15 protein-coding genes and 2 rRNA genes are annotated in these 22,322 nt (G+C 59.8%); 12 read left to right on the plus strand and 5 right to left on the minus strand.

Features of this window, described 5'->3' with window-relative positions; all coding sequences use genetic code 11:
- Positions 1–48 precede the first annotated feature (48 nt).
- Positions 49–3,006, plus strand: a 23S ribosomal RNA gene (locus KP001_RS21105).
- A gap of 136 nt (positions 3,007–3,142) precedes the next feature.
- Positions 3,143–3,259, plus strand: a 5S ribosomal RNA gene (rrf, locus tag KP001_RS21110).
- A gap of 166 nt (positions 3,260–3,425) precedes the next feature.
- On the opposite strand, the gene lon is transcribed toward rrf, so the two are convergent.
- Complete coding sequence (gene lon / locus KP001_RS21115) at positions 3,426–5,828, minus strand: endopeptidase La (RefSeq protein WP_217287445.1); 2,403 nt, start codon at positions 5,826–5,828, stop codon at positions 3,426–3,428.
- 204 nt (positions 5,829–6,032) lie between these two features.
- Here lon and KP001_RS21120 point away from each other — a divergent pair, with 204 nt between their 5' ends.
- Positions 6,033–6,716 (plus strand): type 1 glutamine amidotransferase domain-containing protein, encoded by a 684-nt coding sequence (locus tag KP001_RS21120; RefSeq protein ID WP_217287446.1) that lies wholly within the window; start codon positions 6,033–6,035, stop codon positions 6,714–6,716.
- Positions 6,717–6,761: 45 nt separating this feature from the next.
- Positions 6,762–7,661 carry a pirin family protein gene (locus tag KP001_RS21125; protein WP_217287447.1) on the plus strand — a complete coding sequence of 300 codons (900 nt, stop codon included), beginning with the start codon at positions 6,762–6,764 and terminating at the stop codon, positions 7,659–7,661.
- 72 nt (positions 7,662–7,733) lie between these two features.
- On the opposite strand, the gene KP001_RS21130 is transcribed toward KP001_RS21125, so the two are convergent.
- Entirely contained in the window at positions 7,734–8,420 is a 687-nt protein-coding gene (locus KP001_RS21130; protein WP_217287448.1) for a YiaD family glycine zipper/OmpA-like lipoprotein, read from the minus strand.
- 86 nt (positions 8,421–8,506) lie between these two features.
- A complete protein-coding gene (locus KP001_RS21135; RefSeq protein WP_217287449.1) occupies positions 8,507–9,379 on the minus strand; it encodes an alpha/beta fold hydrolase in 873 nt (290 codons plus the stop codon).
- A 523-nt stretch (positions 9,380–9,902) separates the two neighbouring features.
- On the opposite strand from KP001_RS21135, the gene KP001_RS21140 reads away from it, so the two are divergent.
- The 5 genes from KP001_RS21140 to KP001_RS21160 all read left to right on the plus strand — a co-directional run bounded on the left by KP001_RS21140 (position 9,903) and on the right by KP001_RS21160 (position 15,312).
- The gene (locus KP001_RS21140) at positions 9,903–11,345 is read left to right on the plus strand and encodes a B12-binding domain-containing radical SAM protein (RefSeq protein ID WP_239027844.1); all 1,443 of its coding nucleotides are present in this window, start codon (positions 9,903–9,905) and stop codon (positions 11,343–11,345) included.
- A 119-nt stretch (positions 11,346–11,464) separates the two neighbouring features.
- Positions 11,465–12,268 carry a hypothetical protein gene (locus KP001_RS21145; RefSeq protein ID WP_239027845.1) on the plus strand — a complete coding sequence of 268 codons (804 nt, stop codon included), beginning with the start codon at positions 11,465–11,467 and terminating at the stop codon, positions 12,266–12,268.
- A 22-nt stretch (positions 12,269–12,290) separates the two neighbouring features.
- Entirely contained in the window at positions 12,291–12,998 is a 708-nt protein-coding gene (locus KP001_RS21150; RefSeq protein WP_217287450.1) for a methyltransferase domain-containing protein, read from the plus strand.
- Positions 12,995–14,230, plus strand: a complete 1,236-nt coding sequence (locus KP001_RS21155) for a U32 family peptidase (RefSeq protein ID WP_217287451.1) — start codon at positions 12,995–12,997, stop codon at positions 14,228–14,230. Before KP001_RS21150 ends, KP001_RS21155 begins: the two co-directional genes overlap by 4 nt.
- Positions 14,227–15,312 (plus strand): type III polyketide synthase, encoded by a 1,086-nt coding sequence (locus tag KP001_RS21160; RefSeq protein WP_217287452.1) that lies wholly within the window; start codon positions 14,227–14,229, stop codon positions 15,310–15,312. The genes KP001_RS21155 and KP001_RS21160 overlap by 4 nt, the downstream gene beginning before the upstream one ends.
- Before the next feature lie 84 nt (positions 15,313–15,396).
- On the opposite strand, the gene KP001_RS21165 is transcribed toward KP001_RS21160, so the two are convergent.
- Entirely contained in the window at positions 15,397–16,809 is a 1,413-nt protein-coding gene (locus KP001_RS21165) for a B12-binding domain-containing radical SAM protein (protein ID WP_217287453.1), read from the minus strand.
- Positions 16,810–16,972: 163 nt separating this feature from the next.
- Here KP001_RS21165 and KP001_RS21170 point away from each other — a divergent pair, with 163 nt between their 5' ends.
- The 3 genes from KP001_RS21170 (at position 16,973) to KP001_RS21180 (ending at position 20,324) form a co-directional block, all read left to right on the plus strand.
- Positions 16,973–17,125, plus strand: coding sequence for a hypothetical protein (locus tag KP001_RS21170; RefSeq protein ID WP_217287454.1), 153 nt, complete (start codon positions 16,973–16,975; stop codon positions 17,123–17,125).
- Between the two features lie 160 nt (positions 17,126–17,285).
- Entirely contained in the window at positions 17,286–19,940 is a 2,655-nt protein-coding gene (ppk1, locus tag KP001_RS21175) for a polyphosphate kinase 1 (RefSeq protein WP_239027846.1), read from the plus strand.
- A 108-nt stretch (positions 19,941–20,048) separates the two neighbouring features.
- Positions 20,049–20,324 carry a hypothetical protein gene (locus KP001_RS21180; protein WP_217287455.1) on the plus strand — a complete coding sequence of 92 codons (276 nt, stop codon included), beginning with the start codon at positions 20,049–20,051 and terminating at the stop codon, positions 20,322–20,324.
- Between the two features lie 140 nt (positions 20,325–20,464).
- On the opposite strand, the gene hcp is transcribed toward KP001_RS21180, so the two are convergent.
- On the minus strand, positions 20,465–22,099 hold the full coding sequence (hcp, locus tag KP001_RS21185; RefSeq protein ID WP_302466979.1) for a hydroxylamine reductase: 1,635 nt from the start codon (positions 22,097–22,099) through the stop codon (positions 20,465–20,467).
- Between the last annotated feature and the right edge of the window lie 223 nt (positions 22,100–22,322).

Consider the following 22,322-nt stretch of genomic DNA (forward strand, 5'->3'; position numbering starts at 1 on the left):
CGTTTCGGGAAGTATGCATGGCAGTGAGATCATTTACAGTTTTTTTATGGTCAAGCTACTAAGGGCGTACGGTGGATGCCTAGGCAGAGAGAGGCGATGAAGGACGTGGTAAGCTGCGATAAGCTTCGGTGAGCCGCTAAACAGGCTTTGACCCGGAGATTTCCGAATGGGGAAACCCACTGGAGGTAATGCTCCAGTAACGTAGAGTAAATTCATAGCTCTATGTGGCGAACGAGGGGAACTGAAACATCTAAGTACCCTCAGGAAAAGAAAACAATAGTGATTCCGTCAGTAGCGGCGAGCGAAAGCGGAACAGCCCAAACCGGCACCATTTCGATGGTACCGGGGTTGTGGGGCCCCGACGTGGGATTGATGATTGGTAGGAGAACGGTCTGGAAAGGCCGGCCATAGTGGGTGATAGCCCCTTATCCGAAACCATGAGTCACCCTAGGGTGTCCCCGAGTACTGCGAGGCACGTGAAACCTCGTGGGAATCCGGGAGGACCATCTCCCAAGGCTAAATACTACTCTCTGACCGATAGTGAACCAGTACCGTGAGGGAAAGGTGAAAAGTACTCCAATGAGGAGGGTGAAATAGAACCTGAAACCGTATGCCTACAAGCAGTGGGAGCACTATGGAGCAATCCAGTGTGACCGCGTGCCTTTTGCATAATGAGTCAGCGAGTTACCCTTTGCAGCGAGGTTAAGTTCATGGAACGGAGCCGCAGCGAAAGCGAGTCTTAATAGGGCGAATTAGTTGCAGGGGTAGACCCGAAACCGGGTGATCTATCCATGTCCAGGGTGAAAGGAAGGTAACACTTCGTGGAGGCCCGAACCCACTGGCGTTGAAAAGCCAGGGGATGAGGTGTGGATAGGAGTGAAAGGCTAATCAAACTCGGAGATAGCTGGTTCTCCCCGAAATATATTTAGGTATAGCCTCACAAAGTAAGTAGCGGGGGTAGAGCACTGGATGGGCTAGGGGCCTCACCAGGTTACCAAACCTAACCAAACTCCGAATACCGCTAACTGTTATTGTGGGAGTCAGACTGCGGGTGATAAGATCCGTAGTCAAAAGGGAAAGAGCCCAGACCGCCAGCTAAGGTCCCAAAATCTATGCTAAGTGGAAAACGATGTGGAAATGCCCAGACAACCAGGAGGTTGGCTTAGAAGCAGCCACCCTTTAAAGAAAGCGTAATAGCTCACTGGTCGAGTGGGTCTGCGCGGAAAATGTAACGGGGCTAAGCATAGTACCGAAGCTGCGGATTTGATCCTTAAGGATCAAGTGGTAGGGGAGCATTGTGTAAGCCTGCGAAGGTCGACCGTGAGGACGGCTGGAGGTATCACAAGAGATTATGCTGACATGAGTAGCGAAAAACAAGGTGAGAAACCTTGTCACCGAAAACCCAAGGTTTCCTACGTAAAGGTAATCTGCGTAGGGTTAGTCGGTCCCTAAGGCGAGGCCGAAAGGCGTAGTTGATGGGAAACGGGTTAATATTCCCGTACCACCTGTTGTTGCGATGGGGGGACGGAGTAGGGTAGACGATCCTGGCGCTGGTTGTCCAGGTTTAAGGTCGTAGGCGGGAAGAGGAGGCAAATCCCTTCTTCCATTCAACGCTGAGAACTGATGACGAGGGGGTATCCCCGTAAAGTCGTTGATCCCATGCTTCCAAGAAAAGCCTCTAAGCTTCAGACAGCAGGTGACCGTACCGTAAACCGACTCAGGTGGGTGAGGATAAATGTCCTAAGGTGCTTGAGAGAACACTGGTTAAGGAACTCGGCAAAATGATACCGTAACTTCGGGAGAAGGTATGCCCTTTTTGGTGAAGGCGATTCGCTCGCACAGCTGAAGAGGGTCGCAGAGAAATGGCGGTAGCGACTGTTTACTAAAAACATAGGACTCTGCAAAGTCGCAAGACGACGTATAGGGTCTGACGCCTGCCCGGTGCCGGAAGGTTAAGGGGATTTGTTAGCCGCAAGGTGAAGCTTTGAACCGAAGCCCCGGTAAACGGCGGCCGTAACTATAACGGTCCTAAGGTAGCGAAATTCCTTGTCGGGTAAGTTCCGACCTGCACGAATGGCGTAACGATTTCCGCGCTGTCTCAACCAGTGGCTCAGCGAAATTGAATTCTCGGTGAAGATGCCGAGTACCCGCAGAAAGACGGAAAGACCCCGTGCACCTTTACTACAGTTTGACAGTGACATTCGAATAAGCTTGTGTAGGATAGGTGGGAGACTTTGAAGCTGGGACGCTAGTCTCGGTGGAGTCAACCTTGAAATACCACCCTGGTTTGTTTGGATGTCTAACCCAGGTCCGTCATCCGGATCGGGGACACTGTCTGATGGGTAGTTTGACTGGGGCGGTCGCCTCCCAAAGAGTAACGGAGGCGCGCGAAGGTTCCCTCAGGCTGATTGGAAACCAGCCGTAGAGTGTAAAGGCATAAGGGAGCTTGACTGCGAGACCAACAAGTCGAGCAGGTACGAAAGTAGGTCTTAGTGATCCGGCGGTTCTGTATGGAAGGGCCGTCGCTCAACGGATAAAAGGTACGCCGGGGATAACAGGCTGATCTCCCCCAAGAGTTCACATCGACGGGGAGGTTTGGCACCTCGATGTCGGCTCATCGCATCCTGGGGCTGAAGTAGGTCCCAAGGGTTTGGCTGTTCGCCAATTAAAGCGGTACGCGAGCTGGGTTTAAAACGTCGTGAGACAGTTTGGTCCCTATCTTCTGTGGGCGTAGGATACTTGAGAAGAGTTGACCTTAGTACGAGAGGACCGGGTTGAACGTACCTCTGGTGTTCCAGTTGTTCCGCCAGGAGCAGTCGCTGGGTAGCTATGTACGGAAAGGATAACCGCTGAAAGCATCTAAGCGGGAAGCCTCCTTCAAGATTAGGTATCCCTGGGAGCAATCCCCTAAAGGCCCGTTGTAGACCACAACGTTGATAGGCCGGGTGTGTAAGCGCAGTAATGCGTTCAGCTTACCGGTACTAATCGGCCGTGAGGCTTGACCATAAAAAATTCTTAGAGAGGGGGTGGTTCTCCACCCCCCGATCATAAACTGCCGGTGCTGCAACCTACATTCATGATGATGCAATTGAAGAGAAATAGACTGTAGGGGCGAATAATCATTCGCCCTTACCACGAGTTTCTCTGTGGCTATGCCGAGAGGGTCACACCCGTTCCCATCCCGAACACGGAAGTTAAGCCTCTCAGGGCCGATGGTACTGCACTGGTAACGGTGTGGGAGAGTAGGTCGCCGCAGGGAATTTAATAGAGAAAGCCCCGCCAGGTTCGTCCAGGCGGGGCTTTTTCGCGTCCTGAATCAAGGCTTGCCAGTTGGTCCTCGCAGTCTCATCCCTGCTGTGGCAACGCCCTCACCCCCGCCCCTCTCCCAGGGGGAGAGGGGGGCTATAGGGTGCTCATAGGGGTGCCTATGGGCTGCCAAACGCTACCTTGGCGACGTCCTTGTATTCCTTTGCGAAATGCACTTCCAATCCTTCCTTCAGGTAGTCCGGCAGTTCCTGGAAATCTTTCCGGTTGGCTTCCGGAAACACCAATACCTTCAGGCCGGCCCGCCGTGCAGCGATGGTCTTCTCCTTCACGCCGCCTATGGGGAGTACCCGTCCCGTCAGGGTCAGCTCCCCGGTCATTCCCAATTTACTCCGTACCGGCTTTCCTTTTATCATCGAGATTAATGCCGTTGCCATGGTTACGCCCGCGGACGGGCCGTCCTTCGGGGTGGCGCCGGCTGGAACATGAAGGTGCACGAAGTGTGTGTCGAAATAATCCTCCGGCGCTCCAAAGTCCTTCAGATGCGCCATCACGTACGAATACGCTATTTCCGAGCTCTCAATCATCACGTTGCCCAACTGGCCGGTCTGTCTGAACCCTTTACCCTTGCTTGCCATGGCTGTCGCCTCGATGGGAAGCGTGGCGCCCCCCATGCAGGTCCACGCGAGTCCGGTCACCACACCTGGTACCCCTTCGAAAATCTCTTCCGTGGTGAAGACCGGCTGGCCCAGGTAATCCACCAGATCTTTGCGTGCGATCACAATCGGCTCTATCCTGCCACCTGCGAATTCCTTGGCCGCCTTTCTCATCACCTTTTTGATCCGGTTCTCCAGCGTCCGTACGCCTGCTTCCCGCGCCCAACCCTCGATGAGGGCGGCCAGCGCATCTTTCCGGATAGTGACCTTGCCCGGCTTAAGACCATGGTTCTTCAGTGCCTTCGGGATCAGGTAGCGCTTGGCTATTTCCATCTTCTCCTCTAGCACGTAACCGGAAAGCCGGATGATCTCCATCCGGTCCAGCAGTGGGGCGGGGATGGTGTCCAACTGGTTCGCCGTCGCGATGAACAGGACGTTGGAAAGGTCGAAGGGGACGTCAAGGTAATGGTCGCGAAAGGTGCCATTTTGCTCCGGGTCGAGTACTTCCAATAGGGCGGATGCCGGATCCCCTTGGAAGGAGGCACCAATCTTGTCGATTTCGTCCAGCATCAGCACCGGATTGGCTGTCCCGGCACTTTTCATTGCCTGCACGAACTTACCGGGCATGGCGCCGATGTAGGTGCGGCGGTGTCCTTTGATCTCGGCCTCGTCCCGCATACCGCCCAGGGAGAACCGGAAAAAGGAGCGCCCCAGTGCATCGGCGATGCTTTTGCCTATCGAGGTTTTCCCGACACCCGGAGGGCCGACCAGGCAAAGGATGGACCCCGAGATATCGCCTTTCATCTTGCCAACCGCTACGAACTCAGTGATCCTATCCTTCACGTCGTTCAACCCGTGGTGGTCCCGGTCCAGAATTCGCCTCGCCTTGTCCACGTTGTAGGAGTCCTTACTGTACTTGCCCCAAGGGAGGATGGTGAGCCAGTCGAGGTAGTTGCGAGTGACATGGTACTCGGCCGACGCCGGTTCCAGGAGCTTGAATTTCTCGAGTTCCTCGGTCACTGTTCGCTGCGCCTCATCGTTCAGTTTGAGGTGCTTCAGGCGCTCCTCGAACTTCTCCGCCTCGGCTGCCTTCCCTTCCTTTTCCAGCCCCAGTTCTTTCTTGATGGCCTTCAGCTGCTCGCGCAGGAAGAATTCTCGCTGTTGCTGGCTGATCTTTTCCTCAATCTGCTTGGTGATCTTGGTCTGCAAGCGGGACACTTCCAGCTCTTTCTTGAGCAGGGTGAGCACGAGGTCGATCCTCTTGCGCACGTCGAACAGTTCCAGCACCCGCTGCAGGTCCTGTCCGTCCGCGGAGGTCAGGCTGGCGGCGAAATCCGCGAGCTTTCCCGGGTCGTCGATGCTGGACCTCCCGAGGAACAGCTTTATTTCCTCGGAGTAAAGCGGGTTGATCTGTACCAGTTCCTTCAACGTGCTGACGACAGCCATAGAGTATGCTTTCAATTCCGGATTGACGGAAAGCTCGGTGCCGTACTGGTAGTTCACTGTGGCGAACAGCGCCCCGTCATTCTCGTGCAGTTCCACCATCGTGAAACGCTCCAGGGTATTGAGCAGGAACTGGGCGTTTTCGTCATCAAGGTGCATCATCTTCACGATTTTTCCGGCGACGCCCACGCGATGCAGGTTGTCTGCGCCGTCCGGCTTCTCCGGATCCTTCACCAGCACGAGGCCGATCGCCTGCCCCGGTGTTTCCATTGCCCGCTTGATCGCCTGGACCTGGTGCGGATCGTTCAGTACCATCGGAACCAGCATGTTGGGGAACGCGGGACGCGGTCGCAGAGGGATTACGGGAAGCCCCAGCGGCAGGACTTCCGAAGCCAATACCAGCCCCCCCTCCTGCTGTTTGCCGTTTACTTCAGCTTCGACTATCTCAATATCCTTTTCGCTCATGATGAGACTCCTGGCGTGGTTTTAATAAAACGTAAGCACGCTTGTCTGGACTGTCAACCTCGTGCGGCCTCGACGCAGGCGAAATATCGCTGCGGCAGCAGTGCGCAGATAAGGTTGATAATCCCTCTGAATGTTGTACACAGATACAGGTGCGTGCCCAGGCATCGCAGATCTGTTCGAATGTTTGAGTCAAAGGAGTCAGCCATGAAAATTCTGATGGTGGTAACCTCCCATGACAGACTGGGGGACACCGGAGAGAAGACCGGTTTCTGGTTGGAAGAACTGGCCGCCCCGTATTATGTCTTTCGTGATGCGGGTGTCAAAGTCACCATAGCGTCGCCCAAGGGAGGTATGCCGCCGGTCGACCCGAAGAGCAACTTGCCGGAAAACGAGACGCAAGCCACCCGCCGCTTTAAAGAGGACCAGGCGGCACAGGATGACCTGGCGCATTCCATTCGTCTGCGCGAGGTGTCGGTGAATGACTACGATGCCGTCTTCTTTCCGGGAGGCCACGGTCCGCTGTGGGATCTCGCTGTCGACCCTGATGCCATAGTGCTGATCGGGGCTTTCGCGAGGGCCGATAAGCCGATAGCCGCTGTCTGCCACGCACCGGCGACGCTTGGAGACGTCAAGGGAAAGGACGGTGACTTTCTGGTTCGAGGCAAGCGGGTCACCGGGTTCACCAACGCCGAGGAGGAGGCCGTGGGGCTTACCGACGTTGTCCCCTTCCTGCTGGAGGACCGGCTGAAGGAACGGGGAGCTGACTTTCGCAGCGGCGTGATATGGGGACCTTACGTCGAGGTGGATGGAAAGCTGGTAACGGGGCAAAACCCGGCATCCTCGGCGCCGGCCGCGGAGGCCCTGTTGAAAGTGCTGACATCCCGCTGAAACCGCGGGCGAGCCGGTCCTACAAAAGAAGGGAAAGGAGCCATTATGGATGCACTACGGAAGATCAAGAAGGTCTGGAAGAGTAAGCCCACCATCGAGGGGGCCGGGGTGCACCTGAAGAGGGCCTTTGGAAATCACGAGGTCCCCATGTTCGATCCCTTCCTGCTCATGGATGACTTTCACTCCAACTACCCGCCCCACTACCTGAAGGGGTTCCCCTGGCATCCACACCGTGGCATAGAGACCATCACCTACGTGCTGCACGGCAGGGTGGAGCACGGCGACAGCATGGGCAATAAGGGCGTCATCGGCCCGGGGGACCTGCAGTGGATGACCGCCGGCAGCGGGATCATTCACCAGGAGATGCCGCTGGGGGACGACGAGGGGCTCATGTGGGGGTTCCAGCTCTGGGCCAACCTTCCCGCTTCTCACAAGATGATGCCGCCACGCTACCGCGGCATCGTCGCCGAAGAGATCCCGGAAGTGACCATGAACGGTATCAAGGTCAGGGTCATCGCCGGCACGGCGGGCGGAGTCCAGGGACCGGTGCGGGACGTGGTTGCCGATCCCGAGTACCTCGACGTTACCATGCCGGAAGGAGCCACCTTCACCCATGCCATTAAAAGGGGGTACACCGTCCTTGCCTATGTCATCGACGGCGAAGGGTACTTCGACCACGAACGCAACGCCTACGGGCACGAGGTGGTGGGGACCAGCTACTTCGACCTCGAGCGGCAGTGCGAGTGCGGCCCGGAGAACCTGATTCTGTTTGAGGATGGGGACGTGGTCTCGGTGACCACACAGGGGAACCCGGTGCGGTTTCTCCTGATATCGGGGAAGCCAATCGGGGAACCGGTGGCGTGGTACGGGCCCATCGTCATGAATACCCAGGAGGAGTTGCAGGTGGCGTTCGAGGAGTACCAGAAGGGGACGTTCGTGAAGTAGCGCTCGCGGAGATGGTGGGATTGCCGGAATAAGAAACGGGACGCCTTGGCGGGCGTCCCGTTTCTCGTCCAATCAGTTGTTGCCGCTCCCCTCTGCTTTCAGCTTCTCGTTCGGGGAAAGCTCGATCTGCACGCGGCGGTTGAGGGCCCTGTTGGCCTCGGTGTCGTTGGCAACCGCGGGGCGGGAGGAACCGTAACCGACTGCGGCCATCTTGGTCCCCGGGACCCCCTGGGACATGAGGAAGTCGCGCACGCGGCCGGCGCGCCGCTCGCTCAGGGGCTGGTTGACCGCGTCGGAGCCGGAGGAATCGGTATGTCCCTCAATAACGATGGTGGTCTGCGAGTCCCTCAGGGTGGGGACGGCCTTGCTCAGGGCGTCCTTGGCCTCGGGCTTCAGGGTGTCCTTGCCCAGGTCGAACAGGATCCCTGACGGAAGTGCAACGTAGACCTTGTCGCCGTCACGGACCACCTCTGCCTGCGGCATCTCCTTCTTGAGCGCGGCTGCCTGACGGTCCATGTAGTTGCCGACACCGCCGCCCACGACTGCACCGGTGAGACCCCCGATCGCCGCATTGCGACCCCGATGGGATTTGCCGCCGATGAGCGCACCGGCGCCGGCACCAAGCACCGCGCCACCAAGAGCGCCCAGAGTCGTCCTCTTGTATTCGTAGCTGCCATCAGGATTGGTGGCGCAACCGGTTGCTAACAAGGCAACTGCAGTCATGCCGACGATAATTCTTGCAATCAGGCGTGCTGTCATAGCTTCATCTCCTTAATGAATAAAATAGGCACTGTAACACACCAAAGATACCACCTCCCTCCCTCAAGATCAATGCCCTGTTACACTCATTCAGTGAAGTTTGTGCTGCGCGAGATGAAACTGTTGAGGATTGCGAACGTTTCGGCGGGCTTTTCCTCCTGCGGATTGTGGCCGCATTGATCCAGTACCTGGAGCTCGGCCCCCACGATGACCGACTGCAGGCGGGTTCCCTGTGAGAGAGGGACGATGCCGTCGTGACTTCCCCAGAGCAACAACACCGGCAGGCGCAGGTCCTGATAACGGGCGGCGATCTCTTCCTGGTCCAGCGGAACCAGGCTGCGGCACGTTTCCACCAACGCGCGCTTCGCTTCCCTGTTCCGGTAGCAGGGGGCATACCTGGCGATGTGCTCCCGGTCGACCAGTTTGTGATCGTAGTAGGCCATCTTCAATCCGACCCTGATCCAGAGGTCCGGTGCGTAAAGGGCAATGAACAGCGCCGCCGCCAGCCGGTTCGCGAAAATCTCGGCCATGAGCGGGAGCCGCTGAATATACCCGGGGCCGGCCATGATCACCATCGCCGCGAGCAGGCCCTCCGCCTTGCGCAGCATCGCCTCGACCGCGGCAAGCAACACCACGGCACCGCCGAGCGAGTGACCGACAAGGGTTACCTGGTTCAGTCCCTGCCGGTCGAGGAACGAGAGCAGCCGCAGGCTGTGCCCGCGAATGGAGTAGTCGGCCCGCCCCGGTTTGGACGATGCTCCGGAGCCGAGGAGGTCGAGGAGGTAGAGGGTATAGCGGTTGGTAGGGAATAGGGGGACCACGTCGCACCAGGTCTCGGACCTGGCGGCCAGGCCGTGCACGAGGACTACCTTTGCCGGGCCGTTTCCATAACGGCGGTAGGCCAGGGTCTCCCGGTCGGAGAGGCGGCACTGATTCAGGGGAAGGTCAGAGAGGTCCATGTCGGGTAGTTTAACAGAAAGTGCAGTGAACCGTGACACCAGGCAGCGAAATTTGCGGAGTCTGCTACTATTAAGACTCTGTAAAAAATTCATTCCCTTCTGGATCTGGTGAGAGTGCCAAGAGGTGATCAAAGAGCGGGAAGGGCAAACGGAGAGCATAAAAAAAGCCCGATGATTTTGCTCACCGAGCTTTTTCTGAAAAAATAACTGACGTCCACGTAGAACCTGCTCGATCCGTGCGGGATGGGTTTTTGCTGCATGAAGTTGATACCAGGGCCATCCTTTTCTGGTCTTTTTATGCCATAACGGAGGAGATCTAGAGCCTTATCGGCTTGGTCTACCGAACGCCAGTTACCAACCCCACATGCCGCTTCATGCATCTGGAGTTGTTTTGATTTGGTTGTCAAAGTCGCTGTTTTTGCTTCCCTCCATAAGAATCATTCTACTCCGGGCTCTTATGGCGTTCAATACCTTTTTTGTGTCTGCGCGCTCCGCAGAAAGTACAGTGCCGGGAGACTCCCTCGTGTCGTCACGCATACTCATGATAAGCACGAACCGTGAGACGGCACCGCAGCCGGCGGTACCGCTCGGGGCCGCCTGGGTAGCCGAAGCACTGCGACAGGCGGGCTTCCACGTCCGCTTCCTGGACCTTTGCTTCGAGCGCGAACCGGTCGCCGCTGTCGTGGCGGCGCTCACCCGGTTCGCACCGGATGGCATTGCCCTTTCTGTCAGGAATCTCGACAACTGCAACTTCCTCGCGCCGAAGTCTTACCTTCCCGAAGTACGGGACGTCGTCCGCGCCATAAAGGGCCACTCCGGTGCCCGTGTCCTCATCGGAGGGGCCGGGGTGAGCATCCTGCCGCACCAGGTACTGGAATACCTGGAACTTGATCACGCCGTGGTGGGGGAGGGGGAGCGGGCGGCTGTGGAGTTTTTCAGCGCGGGTAATGCCGACGCAGCCGGGCGGGTGGCCGGAGTGGTCTGCAGGAATGGTGCGCCAGATCAGCAATCCGCTCCACTCCGGGGACACTGCGACCAATCGGTGATGCCGCGGCTGCATGAGTGGGTCGATGCCAGGAGGTACCTGGCACAGGAACCGGTGCTCCCGGTCCAGGGGAAACGGGGCTGTGCCCATCGCTGCCTTTACTGCACGTACCGTCAGATAGAAGGGGAATCCTGGCGGGTGCGGGACCCTTCCGCGGTGGTGGACGAGATCATCGAGTCGATGCGGCAAACTTCAGCCCGGGAATTCGAGTTCGTGGACAGCATCTTCAACGAGCCTGAGGGGTACCTGGAACTGCTGCTGGAAGAGGTGCTGAGACGCGACGTGAAGGCGCGGTTCTGCGCTTCCTCCCTCTCGCCGAAAGGGGTGACGGCGGAGCAGCTCCGGCTGATGGAACGGGCCGGCATGACGTCGCTGGTGATCACCCCCGAGAGCGCTGCGGGAGCCACGCTGGCCGCCTTGCAGAAGGGGTTCGACGAGGACGACGTTAACCGCACGGCCGAACTCCTTGGCCGCTCGCGCCTGAGGGCGCTCTGGTGCTTTCTCGTCGGCGGCCCCAAAGAGGACGAGGAGACCCTGGGGCAGACGGTGGCTTTTCTTAACCGCCATGTCGGCAGCAAGGATGGCGCCTTCATTACCACGGGATTGCGTATCTATCCCGGGACTGGGCTGCACCTGCTTGCCTTGCAGGAGGGGGCGGTCCACGCGGATGACGACCTGCTGATGCCGTCCTTCTATTTCTCCCCGCAGCTGACCCCGGAACGAGCCCGGGCGCTGCTGGACCGCGGGGTGCACCACGGCCGCTGCATCCACCTCACCGAAACCCAAGCCCTCGGACTGGGGACTCTGCGCCGCATCGGTACTGCGATTGGGCTGCCGACACCTTTCTGGCGCTACGCAGGATATGCCAGGGGTGCACTAAGGACATGGCGGGGGCAGGGGGGGGACCCGGCGCGGCGGTAATGGTTATCTGCAATTCAGGTTTTATTTTAGGGGGCGTCAGAGTGATCTGCCGCAGAAACGGCCGTGACCGCAATCGATGCACCCTGGTGCCGAGGCCGGTCAGCCCCAAGGGAGAGTATATGCAGCCCGTTCACGACAAGTCTTCCTTCCCTTTGGTCCAGTGCTGCCTGCTGTTCATGTTGCTGCTGGTCCTCTCATGCGGCCCCGCGCACGGGGCTCCCGTCGCGGTTCATTTCACCGAGGGGATGGCGCGGGGCTTTCTGGAACTGAACGATTCTGCCGGCCGGCGCATAGCGTCAGGTGATTTCCTGCAGCTCCCGAGGGAAGGTGAGATAAAGACCCGGGTCGTTCTTTATTTCAAGGACGGCTCGCTGCACGACGAGACGGTGGTCTTCTCGCAGCAGCACAAATTCCTGTTGAAGAGCTACCGGCTGATCCAGAAGGGGAAGGCGTTCGAGGACGACCTCGATGTCACCCTGGAGCGCGTCACCGGCAAGTACCGGGTAAAGGTGAAGGGCAAAGACGGGCGCGAGAAGGTGCTCGAAGGGGAGTTGGAGCTCCCCCAGGACGTCTATAACGGCATGGTTCCCACCGTCATGAAGAATCTCACCAAGGGGAGCAGGGAAACGATCCACATGGTCGTTTTCACCCCGACCCCCAGGGTGATAGAGCTGGAGATGGCGCCGGCGGGCAGCACCAAGGCCCAGATCGGCGACGTGGAAAGGACCGCCGTCCACTATGTCCTGAAGCCGCACCTCGGCCTGCTGAGGCTCCCTGCTGCGCTCCTGGGGAAGAGCCCGCCGGACAACCACATCTGGACCATCATGGACGAGGTGCCCGCCTTCGTGAAGTTCGAGGGGCCGCTCTCTACTGGCGGTCCCGTCTGGCGCATCGAGTTGACCAGCCCCACGTGGCCCAAATAAACGAACGCAGCACGCGAGCCATATGCCATTGATCCCCCGCAAAAGGACAACTCTCGAGTTCCTCGACCTCCCTCCGGAGGTCTGCACCCAGGAGGAACTTGAGGAGAGCCTCGCCGACCTCAGGACGGTGAACCGCTACCTGGGCGACACCCGGGCTCTATTGAAGCACCTCTCCGGCAAGGTGCAGGGGCAGCGGCACATCTCCGTGCTCGATGTAGCGACCGGTTCAGCCGACCTTCCGGTTGCCATCGTCGAGTGGGCGAGGGGGCAGGGGCTCGGCGTCAGTGTTACCGGCGTCGACGTAAACAGCAGGACCATCGATATCGCGCGCCGGTATGCCAGTGGGTACCCCGAGATCAAGCTGATGGTTGCGGACGCCCTGCACCTGCCGTTTCGGGACCACAGCTTCGACGTCGTGCTCTGCAGCAAGAGCCTGCATCACATGAAGGAGCCGGAAGCGGTAACGGCGATGAAGGAGATGCTCCGGGTGGCACGGCGGGGCTTCATCGTCATGGACCTGCGCAGGAGCTGGATCGCCTATTTTCTCATCTACCTGCTCACCAGGATCTTCACCCGTAACCGCATGACCCGCTACGATGGCCCTCTTTCGGTCCTCAAGGCGTTTACCGCCGGCGAGCTGCGGGAATGCGCGGCGAAGGCGGGAGCCACGTCCGTCCACGTCCGTCGCGAGCCTTTCTGGTTGCTGGTCGTTTCCGGGGAGAGCCCATGAAATTCTCCGTCGCTACCAATTTCGAAGCTGATCTCCTGCCGGCGCTGGAAGGGTACCCCGTCGCCGAGCTGTTCGGGAAGCTCCCTGCCGACAGTGTGGGGGGAGGCCGGGCCTCCTTCATGCTGGCCCCCTTGAGCAAGGCGCGGTTCAGGGCGCACGTGCAGGAAGCCGCGCGCCGCGGTATCGGCTTCAACTACCTCGTGAACCCCGCCTGCATGGACAACCGCGAGTTCATCCGGAAAGGGCAGGCGGAACTGGAGCGCCTGCTTGCTTTCGTGGAGGAATGCGGCGTTACCTCGGTCACCGTTTCCCTTCCCTTTCTGCTCCCCATCATCAAGAAGCGTCATCCGCGTCTCAAGGTGCGGGTCGGCGTGTACGCGCGGGTCGACTGCGTGGCGAAGGCCCGGTTCTGGGAGGACCTCGGGGCGGACTGCATCACCCTCGAATCGATCGCGGTGAACCGCGACTTCCCCATGCTGGGGTCGATCCGGCAGGCGGTGGGCCTGGAACTGCAGCTGATCGCCAACTCCAACTGCCTCATCTTCTGTCCCCTCTCCGGTCAGCACATGGTGAACCTCTCCCACGCCTCGCAAAAGGGGCACGCAAGCCGCGGTTTCATGATCGATTACTGCGCGCTCAAGTGTTCCGCGCTGAAACTGGCCGACCCGTCCCATTATCTGCGCTCGGAGTTCATAAGGCCTGAGGACATGAAGGTCTATACCGGCCTTGGTTTCAATTCGTTCAAGATACTGGAGCGCGGGGCGCCCACCGACGTGCTGGCCCGCCGGGTCCGGGCCTACGCCGAGGGGCGTTTCGACGGCAACCTGCTGGACCTGATCCAGCCCTACGGCTACAAGACCAGCTCGCCGAAGGGGGGGCGCCTGCTCGATTTCCAGAGGTTCGCCAGGTTTTTCTTCCGCCCGATGGCCGTCAGCCAGACGGGGCTGCTCCGCCTCAAGCGGCTGGCGGAGAAGCGCGGCCTGCTGGCCGGCCTTCCCTGGGACCCGGTCTTTATCGACAACCGGCTTCTGGACGGCTTCCTGGACGGCATGAGAGAGATCGACTGCCGGAGCGGCGATTGCTCCCGGTGCGGCTACTGCGAACGCTGGAGCAGGGAAGCAGTGCGGGTGGATGAACGGTACCGGCAGGAGATGCTGCGGCTATACGACGCCGCGTTCAATGACATGTACTCCGGTGCGCTCTGGGGCGTTGCCGAAAGGAGGGGAGAATGAGCGATGCAGCCATTACCGGGGGGGAGTCCCCGGGAGCGAGAGCGTACGTCGCATCGATAGCGTCCGCCGTGCCGCGCTTCAGTGTGTGCCAGAGGGTCACCGCCGACCTGGTTCGTGAGCATTTCAGGGAAACGCTCACGCCGAGAAGCATGGGGCTGATCCGAGCTACCTTCGAGCATCCGAGCATCGAGAAGCGGCACTTCGCCGTGGACGACCCCGCCCGCATCTTCAGCGAAACGCAAGACCAGCGGGTGGCGCGCTTCACGGAGCAGTCCATCAGCCTCGCGGCCGAGGCGGTAACCAAGGCGCTGGAAACGGCGGGGGTGACGGTTCAGCAGGTGAAGGGGCTCGTGGTCAATACCTGTACCGGATACATCTGTCCCGGGATCTCGACCTATCTGGCGCAGCGGATGGGGCTCTCCCCACGCGCCAGGCTGTACGATCTCGTCGGCAGTGGGTGCGGCGGCGCCATCCCCAACCTGCAGGTTGCCGAGTCCATGCTGAGGATGACGGGAGGGGTGGTGGTGAGCGTCGCGGTGGAGATCTGCAGCGCCGCCTTTCAGATGGGGAACGACCTGAGCCTCATCCTCTCCAACGCGCTCTTTGGAGACGGGGCCGCGGCGGCGGTGCTGTGGGAAAAGCCGTCCGGGTTCGAGTTGTACGGATCCGCCGGACGTTACGTGCCGGAGCAGCGGGAGGCGATCCGGTTCGTGCACAAGGGGGGGGAGTTGCACAACCAGTTGTCGACCGACCTCCCCGGGTTGGTCGGCAAGGCGGCGGCCGAGGTGGTGGACGATCTGCTCGAAGCGTCCCCCGTCGCCAAGAGCGATATCGGCGGATGGGCGCTGCACACGGGCGGAGAGAAGGTGATCAATGCGGTGCGGGACCAGGTGGGAATCCCGGAAGAGCGGCTCCGGGCGACACGGAAGGTACTCTCCCAGTACGGCAACATGTCCTCGCCGACCGTGTGGTTCGTGCTGGAAGAGATGCTGCAGGAGGGGATGCCCGCCGGCGAGTGGTGCGTCCTGCTCGCCTATGGTGCCGGTCTCTCCGCACATGCGTGCTTGCTGAGGAAGGTCTGAAGGCAGCCGCTGGAGGGCTGGGAACTTTAACGTAGAACATAGAACCTAGAACGTCCGTTAAAGCCGTTAGAGCCGTTAGAGTCCTTAAAACCTGTGCCGGGAGCGGAACTGGTCGCCGGTGAAGAATCCCCGGACCAGGTCGAGGTTGTTCAAGAGCACCTTCAGCGCACCTTTCTCACGCTTCCTGACGAAGTAGTTGCCGATGAACATGGAGGGGCTGAAAAAAGCCTTCAGGTTTTCCCAGTTCATGATCCTGTTCAACTGCCCTACGCTGAGCCGCTTCGTCCTCACATTGCACATGAACCCGGTGTACCTGCTCAGGCGGTCGGGATTGGTCACCAGGCCCGCCTCCAGCAGTTCTTCCCTGATCCTGGTGCCGGGATACGGGGTCACGCACTGCACGTAGGGAAGGTCGATGCCGAGCCTGCGCGAGGCGCGGAACACCTCCCGGATCTCCTCCGGCCCGTCGTCCGGGTTGCCGATGATGAACCCACCCATCACGCCGATGCCATGCTGCCGCAGCAGGCGTACCGCCCGCTCCGTCTTTTCCCTGATATCCCCCTTCTGAAAAAGAGCCAGGTTTTGAGGAAGCACCGACTCGATGCCGAGAAACACCATGGCGAAATTGGCCCGGGCCAGCGCCGGTATCAGTTCGGGATCTGCGACGATGCCGGCGACCGAAGCCTGCACCAGGTACTCCATGCTGTTCAGTCCGTGCTCCACGATGGCACGGGCAAGGCTGGTAAAGCGTTGGCTGTCCAGGGTGATGTTGTCGTCGACCAGCAGCACGGTCCGCGTGCCCCGCTTTTGCAGCTCCTTCAAGTCGGCGATGACACGCTCAATGCCGTAGCAGCGGAAACTGGTCCCGTACATCCCGGTAATGGAGCAGAAGGTGCAGGTCATGGTGCAGCCGCGGGAGGTCTCGACGCAGTCGAGTTTGCGGTCGAAATAGGTGAAGCCGTCGAGCACGCGGGCGTCGCGCTCGGGTAGTGGTAGCCGCGCGACATCGAGCAGCGGTCCGGCCGTGTTATGGATGAACGCGCCATTGTGGCGCCAGGATAGTCCGGGTACATCGAAGAGGGTACGCTGTCCGTCCAGCGCCTCCAAAAGCGCCGGGAAAGATTGCTCCCCCTCACCGCGCAGCAGGAAATCAAAAGGGGGAGAGTCGTGAGTGAGCTCCCGGTACGAGAGGGTGGCGTGATACCCTCCCAGCACCAGCGTGGTGTGGGGGAGAAAGGTGCGGCAAATCGACATCACCCTCAGCGCGCTTTCGTACTGGAAGCTCATGCTGCTGATGCCGATCACGTCAGGCCGGAAATCGTGCAGGAAGCGCTGCAGCCACGCCTGGATGTTCCGGTGCACCAGCACCAGGTCCACGACCTTCACCTCGTGCAGCTTGAGCTGGGCGGCGATGGAGCAGAGCCCCAGGTTGGGCACCTTGATGATGCGATGGAAGTTGTTGGCGGCGTCCGGCATCGCCAAAAGGAGTATCTTCATCGGCTTCCTTGGGAGGCTGCGTGGATTGCGACCCTAGCAGTATAGAGGGAGCCTCGGGATAAGCAAATTGGCGCGGAGGGTGGCGAGGAGAGGCAATGAAGATAAAATGATCATCATTAACCGGACGCTGCGACGCGGATGCCGCCGCAGCTGGAGGTGGACCATGGGCGAGAAGGATGGCACGAAGGAGGAAGCACCCGTTGTGGTCATCGTGGAGCGGCGCCAACAGAAGGAGAGAGAGCTGAGTTCGACTGACGTTATGAAGATACTGAGAAAGAGGGCGGCCCGGGCGCGGAAGATCCCGCCTGTGGAATAAAAAGCATCATCGGCGACAGGAAAAGGCCCCCGACCGGAAAGAGGCAACAGAACCGGCGGGGGCCTTTCTCTGTTCCGGGCACTCAAAAAGCGGCATCGGTTGCCTTACTCACATAATAGTGTAAGAATATTATCATCCTATAAGCCGGAGATCTAAGGTCATGGAGACCAAGCTTGTCGTACCCCAAAACATCGAGCAAGAAGAGGATGTCTTCCAACTGGTAAATGAGCAGGAGTCTCCTCTTCAGAGTGTGCTCGATATCCAGCAAATGCTTCCGGTCCAGGACGTTGAGGCGCCGGATCATCCTTTAGAGAGTAATCCTCACTTCATCGATGCCAATGTGACTGTCATCTCCGCCCCGCACGACAAAGGGGTGAAGCAGAAGGCGCCGAAGCAGGACAAACGCGGCAAGACAGGCAAAGCCAAGAGCGATACGGCGTCAAAGGCGGTGAAAGCTCCCAAGGCTGTCAAAAGCGTCAAGGCAACCAAGGACCCCAAAGCCGCCAAGGCGACGAAAACTGCCAAGGCTGCGAAAACGGCCAAGGCTGCCAAGCCCAAGATTACCAATCCCGACGCGACCAAGCCGCAGGCGGTCAAGCCCAAGGCGGCCAAGACGGTCAGGCCGAAGTCGGTCAAGACGGTCAAGCCGAAGGCAGCCAAGGCGGGCGCGAAGCAGCCTCCCAAACCGAAAGGGCCGGCCGGCCCGGAGCAGCCGGAGTTCGATCTGGCCGAGAGCCGCTGGTACCTCAACCGCGAGCTGACTTGGCTCGAGTTCAACCGCCGGGTGCTGCACGAGGCGACGGACGAGCGTACCCCGCTGCTGGAGCGGCTGAAATTCATCGCCATCGTCAGCTCCAACCTCGATGAATTCGCCATGAAGAGGATCGGCGGCCTGAAGCAGCAGATCGGCGCCGGATTGCACGAGCTGACGCTGGACGGCCGGACGCCGCGCCAGCAGGTAACCGAATGCAACGCCTCGGTCCGCGAGATCGAGGCGGCCAAGAGGGAAGCCTTCCGCGAGGTGAGGGAACTCCTGGAAGGGAAGGGGATCGTCATCGAGAGCTACGACACCCTGACGCCCAAGGAGAAGAAGCTGCTGCGCGAGCACTACTACACCAATATCTACCCGCTCCTGACGCCGCAATCGATCGACCCGGCCCACCCCTTCCCGTTCATTTCGAACCTTTCGCTCAACCTCCTGGTGACGCTGCGCTACCCGAAATCGCGGGAGCACTCCCTGGCGCGGGTCAAGGTGCCGATCGGCCTGGGTACGCCCCGCTTCATCCGGGTCGGCAAGGGAGATCACTTCATCCCCATCGAGCAGGTCATGATGAACAACCTGGACATGCTCTTCCCGGGGATGCTCATCGTCTCCTGCGAGATCTTCCGGGTCACCCGCAACGCCAACACCGAAAAGGACGAGGAGGAGGCGGACGATCTGATGTCGATGATCGAGTCGGAGTTGAAGGAGCGCAAGTTCGCGCCGATCGTGCGGCTCGAGGTGGGGGCGGGGATGGAGCCGCTGCACCGCGGCCGGCTGGCTGCCGAACTGGAACTGGACGAGGAAAACGACGTCCTGGAGGTTTCGGGTATGCTCGCCCTGCGCGACCTCTTCGAGATCTCCAAACTCGACTACCCGCGGTTGCACGACCCGCCGCACCACCCGATCGACCACCCGCAACTTCCTGCCGAGAGGAACATCTTTCACACCATCCGCGACATGGGCTCGCTCCTGTTGCAGCACCCGTACGTCTCCTTTTCCACCTCCGTCGAGCGCTTCCTGCGCGAGGCGGCCAACGATCCCAAGGTGCGCGCCATCAAGATGACCCTGTACCGCACCTCGATCCAGGGGCGCATCATCGATGCGCTGGTGCAGGCGGCGCAAAACGGCAAGCAGGTGGCGGTGGTCGTGGAACTGAAGGCGCGCTTCGACGAGGCGACCAACATCCACCTGGCCGAGGTGATGGAGGAGGCGGGGATCCACGTCACCTACGGCGTGGTCGGGCTGAAGACCCACTGCAAGGTGATCCTCGTGGTGCGCCAGGACTTCCAGGGACTCAGGCGCTATGTCCACATCGGCACCGGCAACTACCATACCGAAACCGCCCGTATCTACAGCGACGTCGGGATCATAACCTGTGACGACACCATCGCCCAGGATGTCACCGAACTCTTCAACTACCTGACCACGGGCTTCACCGCCAAACGCAACTACCGCGCGGTCATGCCCGCGCCCAAGCTGTTGAAGAAGGCCCTCCTGACCCGCATCGAGCGGGAGGTCGCGCTGCACCAGGAAAGCGGCGGCGGGCTGATCCGGTTCAAAATGAACGCGCTCGAGGATGGCGACATCGTCAAGGCGCTCTACCGCGCCTCGATGGCGGGAGTGAAGATCGACCTGTATGTAAGGGACACCTGCCGGCTGCGACCGGGCATCCCGGGGCTCTCGGATAACATCCGGGTGGTGAGCATCGTCGGGCGTTTCCTGGAGCATTCCCGGATCTACTACTTCAGAAACGGCGGCGCGGAGGAATACTTCATATCTTCCGCCGACGCCATGAAGCGAAACCTCGAGGCGCGGGTAGAGGTTCTCTGTCCGGTCACGGCGCCGGAGCTGACCTCGGAGTTGAGGACCGTCCTCGACTGTCACGATGCGGACCACCGTTCAGCGTGGGACATGCAGGGGGACGGGAGCTACCTGCAGCGCCAGCCGGCAGAGGGTGAGAGCGGCGAAGGAACGCAGCAGATGCTGATCGCCCAGGCGCAGCAGCGGCTCAAGGAAGCGCTCAAACAGAAGAAAAAGCCGATGCAGAAATGATCCGCAGTCAGGGACCGCTGCCGGATGACATAGAGAGTGAAAAGGAATAGCATATTTGATGTGCCGGTAGTTCAGCCGGACCAACCGGAGACAACCCAGGGGGAAGTGATGGAAACAAAAGTGACTTGTGTCTGTGCAGGCGATCATGAGCAACACATCTGCTATCTGCACAGTAAAGGCCTGGTCGAGGAGGTGGAGAAACTCACCGATAATCCGACCGTGACCTGCGCGATCTGCCTCGTGAACGCCAATTCGCCTGACAACGTCTGCTCGCCCACCACGCTCGGTGGCGGGTTCAAATACTCGGACATGCGGGACAGCAAGAAGATCATCTGCGAGAGCGTGACGGAAGCCATTCCGGAAGAGAGCAAAGAGGAGAAGTAGAGCTCCCTCCCCGGAGGGGAAGGTTAGGGAGGGGGAGCAGGTGCGAAGATCCCCCCCTCCGTAGGGAAGAGCGAATAGAAAAAGGCGGCCCCGGTACTGTTACCGGGGCCGCCTTTTTGTTCATGCTGCGATTTGCTCGATTACCCGAGGATCTGCTTCAGGTCGCCTTCGGCGGTGCCGATCGGGCCGATGTTGAAGTTCTCGACCAGGAAGTTCAGCACGTTCGGGGTGATGAAGGCGGGGAGGCTCGGTCCCAGCTTGATGTTCTTCACGCCCAGGTGGAGCAGGGTGAGGAGGATAGCCACCGCCTTCTGCTCGTACCAGGAGAGGATGAAGGAGAGCGGCAGGTCGTTGACGCCGCAGTTGAAGGCGCCGGCCAAAGCCACGGCGATCTGGATCGCGGAGTAGGCGTCGTTGCACTGGCCGATGTCCAGAAGGCGCGGAATGCCGCCGATGTCGCCGAAGTCGAGCTTGTTGAAACGGTACTTGCCGCAGGCCAGGGTGAGAATGACGCAGTCGGACGGTACCTGCTCGGCGAACTCGGTGTAGTAGTTACGGCCGGTTTTGGCGCCGTCGCAGCCGCCGATCAGGAAGAAGTGACGGATCTGACCCGCTTTCACCGCGTCGATGACCTTGTCGGCCACGCCGAGGACCGCGTTGTGCCCGAAGCCGGTGAGGATCTCCTTGCCCGGGGCCTCTTCGAAGCCGGGGAGGGAGAGCGCCTTCTCGATAACCGGGGAGAAGTCCCAGCCGTTGATGTTCTTGACGTCCGGCCACTGGACCAGTCCCCAGGTGAAGAGGCGGTCTTTGTAGCTCTCGGCCGGGCGCTGGATGCAGTTGGTGTTGAAGATGATGGCGCCGGGGAAGTCGACGAATTCCTTGGCCTGATCCTGCCATGCGCCGCCGAAGTTGCCGGCCAGGTGGGCGTACTTCTTGAGACCCGGGTAGCCGTGGGCGGGGAGCATTTCGCCGTGGGTGTAGATGTTGATCCCTTTGCCTTCGGTCTGCTTCAGGAGCTCTTCGAGCATGCGCAGGTCGTGGCCGGAAACGAGGATTGCCTTGCCCGCCTTGGTGCCGAGCTGTACCGGAGTCGGTACCGGGTGGCCGAAGCTGTCGGTGTTGGCCTTGTCGAGCAGTTCCATGGTGACCAGGTTGATCCTGCCGCACTCCATGGAGAGGCCGACGTAGTCCATGAGGCCGAGGGTGAGGTCGAGGGTGGCTGCCAGCGCCTTGTGGGTGAAGGCGTAGATCTCGTCGTTCTCGAGACCGATCACCAATGCGTGGTGGGCGTAAGCTGCGTACCCTTTCATGCCGTAGATGAGGATTTCTTTCACGGAGTGGACGTCGGCGTCGATCTCTTCGCTCTTGACGCCGTGCTTGGCGCCCAGTGCGACCAGCTCGGAGGTGGTGCCGGCGTGGAACGCCTGCGCAGCCTCGGGTACGGTGCCGGTGTAGGGGGCGCCGTTGGCCTTCTCGTACAGTGCCTGTGCCTGGTTGCGCAGGGTGGCTGCTTCACGTACCAGCTTGGCGATTTCCTCGGCGTCGAAGTCGACGTTGGTCACGGTGGTGAAGAGGCCGTCCAGCATGAAGCGGTCGATGGCTGCATCTTTGGCGCCTTTTTCGCGGGCGAGGTTGGCCCAGAAGGCGATCCCTTTCAGGCTGTAGATGAGCAGGTCCTGCAGAGCCGCTACTTCCGGCTTCTTGCCGCAGACACCGACTTTGGAGCAACCGCCGTTGGCGGCTTGTTCACACTGGTAGCAAAACATGTTGTCCATCACTTCCTCCTTAGCGTTTGTTTGAGTTGAGGTGGTCATACCGAAAAGGTTCTTCAAAAAGGTCTTCATCGTTTCTCCTGGCTAAGCTTAATCTGTTGAAGCGGGCCTTATGGCAGCCCCCGGCTCCTGTGTGCCGCTTCGATGATGTGACTCTAGCGGCTAATGCTGACAGCGACCTTGACCTAAGTCATAAAAACCGGGTTTGTGGGTTTGGGGATCTTTT

This window comes from Geomonas subterranea, from assembly GCF_019063845.1.
GTDB lineage: Bacteria > Desulfobacterota > Desulfuromonadia > Geobacterales > Geobacteraceae > Geomonas > Geomonas subterranea.

Bases quoted from the DNA above. Each gene is read 5' to 3' on its own strand.
- KP001_RS21120 (WP_217287446.1), top strand. From the start codon at position 6,033: ATGAAAATTCTGATGGTGGTAACCTCCCATGACAGACTGGGGGACACC.
- lon (WP_217287445.1), bottom strand. From the start codon at position 5,828: ATGAGCGAAAAGGATATTGAGATAGTCGAAGCTGAAGTAAACGGCAAA.
- KP001_RS21125 (WP_217287447.1), top strand. From the start codon at position 6,762: ATGGATGCACTACGGAAGATCAAGAAGGTCTGGAAGAGTAAGCCCACC.
- KP001_RS21150 (WP_217287450.1), top strand. From the start codon at position 12,291: ATGCCATTGATCCCCCGCAAAAGGACAACTCTCGAGTTCCTCGACCTC.
- ppk1 (WP_239027846.1), top strand. From the start codon at position 17,286: ATGGAGACCAAGCTTGTCGTACCCCAAAACATCGAGCAAGAAGAGGAT.
- KP001_RS21145 (WP_239027845.1), top strand. From the start codon at position 11,465: ATGCAGCCCGTTCACGACAAGTCTTCCTTCCCTTTGGTCCAGTGCTGC.
- KP001_RS21155 (WP_217287451.1), top strand. From the start codon at position 12,995: ATGAAATTCTCCGTCGCTACCAATTTCGAAGCTGATCTCCTGCCGGCG.
- KP001_RS21165 (WP_217287453.1), bottom strand. From the start codon at position 16,809: ATGAAGATACTCCTTTTGGCGATGCCGGACGCCGCCAACAACTTCCAT.
- hcp (WP_302466979.1), bottom strand. From the start codon at position 22,099: ATGGACAACATGTTTTGCTACCAGTGTGAACAAGCCGCCAACGGCGGT.
- KP001_RS21130 (WP_217287448.1), bottom strand. From the start codon at position 8,420: ATGACAGCACGCCTGATTGCAAGAATTATCGTCGGCATGACTGCAGTT.
- KP001_RS21180 (WP_217287455.1), top strand. From the start codon at position 20,049: ATGGAAACAAAAGTGACTTGTGTCTGTGCAGGCGATCATGAGCAACAC.
- KP001_RS21160 (WP_217287452.1), top strand. From the start codon at position 14,227: ATGAGCGATGCAGCCATTACCGGGGGGGAGTCCCCGGGAGCGAGAGCG.
- KP001_RS21170 (WP_217287454.1), top strand. From the start codon at position 16,973: ATGGGCGAGAAGGATGGCACGAAGGAGGAAGCACCCGTTGTGGTCATC.
- KP001_RS21135 (WP_217287449.1), bottom strand. From the start codon at position 9,379: ATGGACCTCTCTGACCTTCCCCTGAATCAGTGCCGCCTCTCCGACCGG.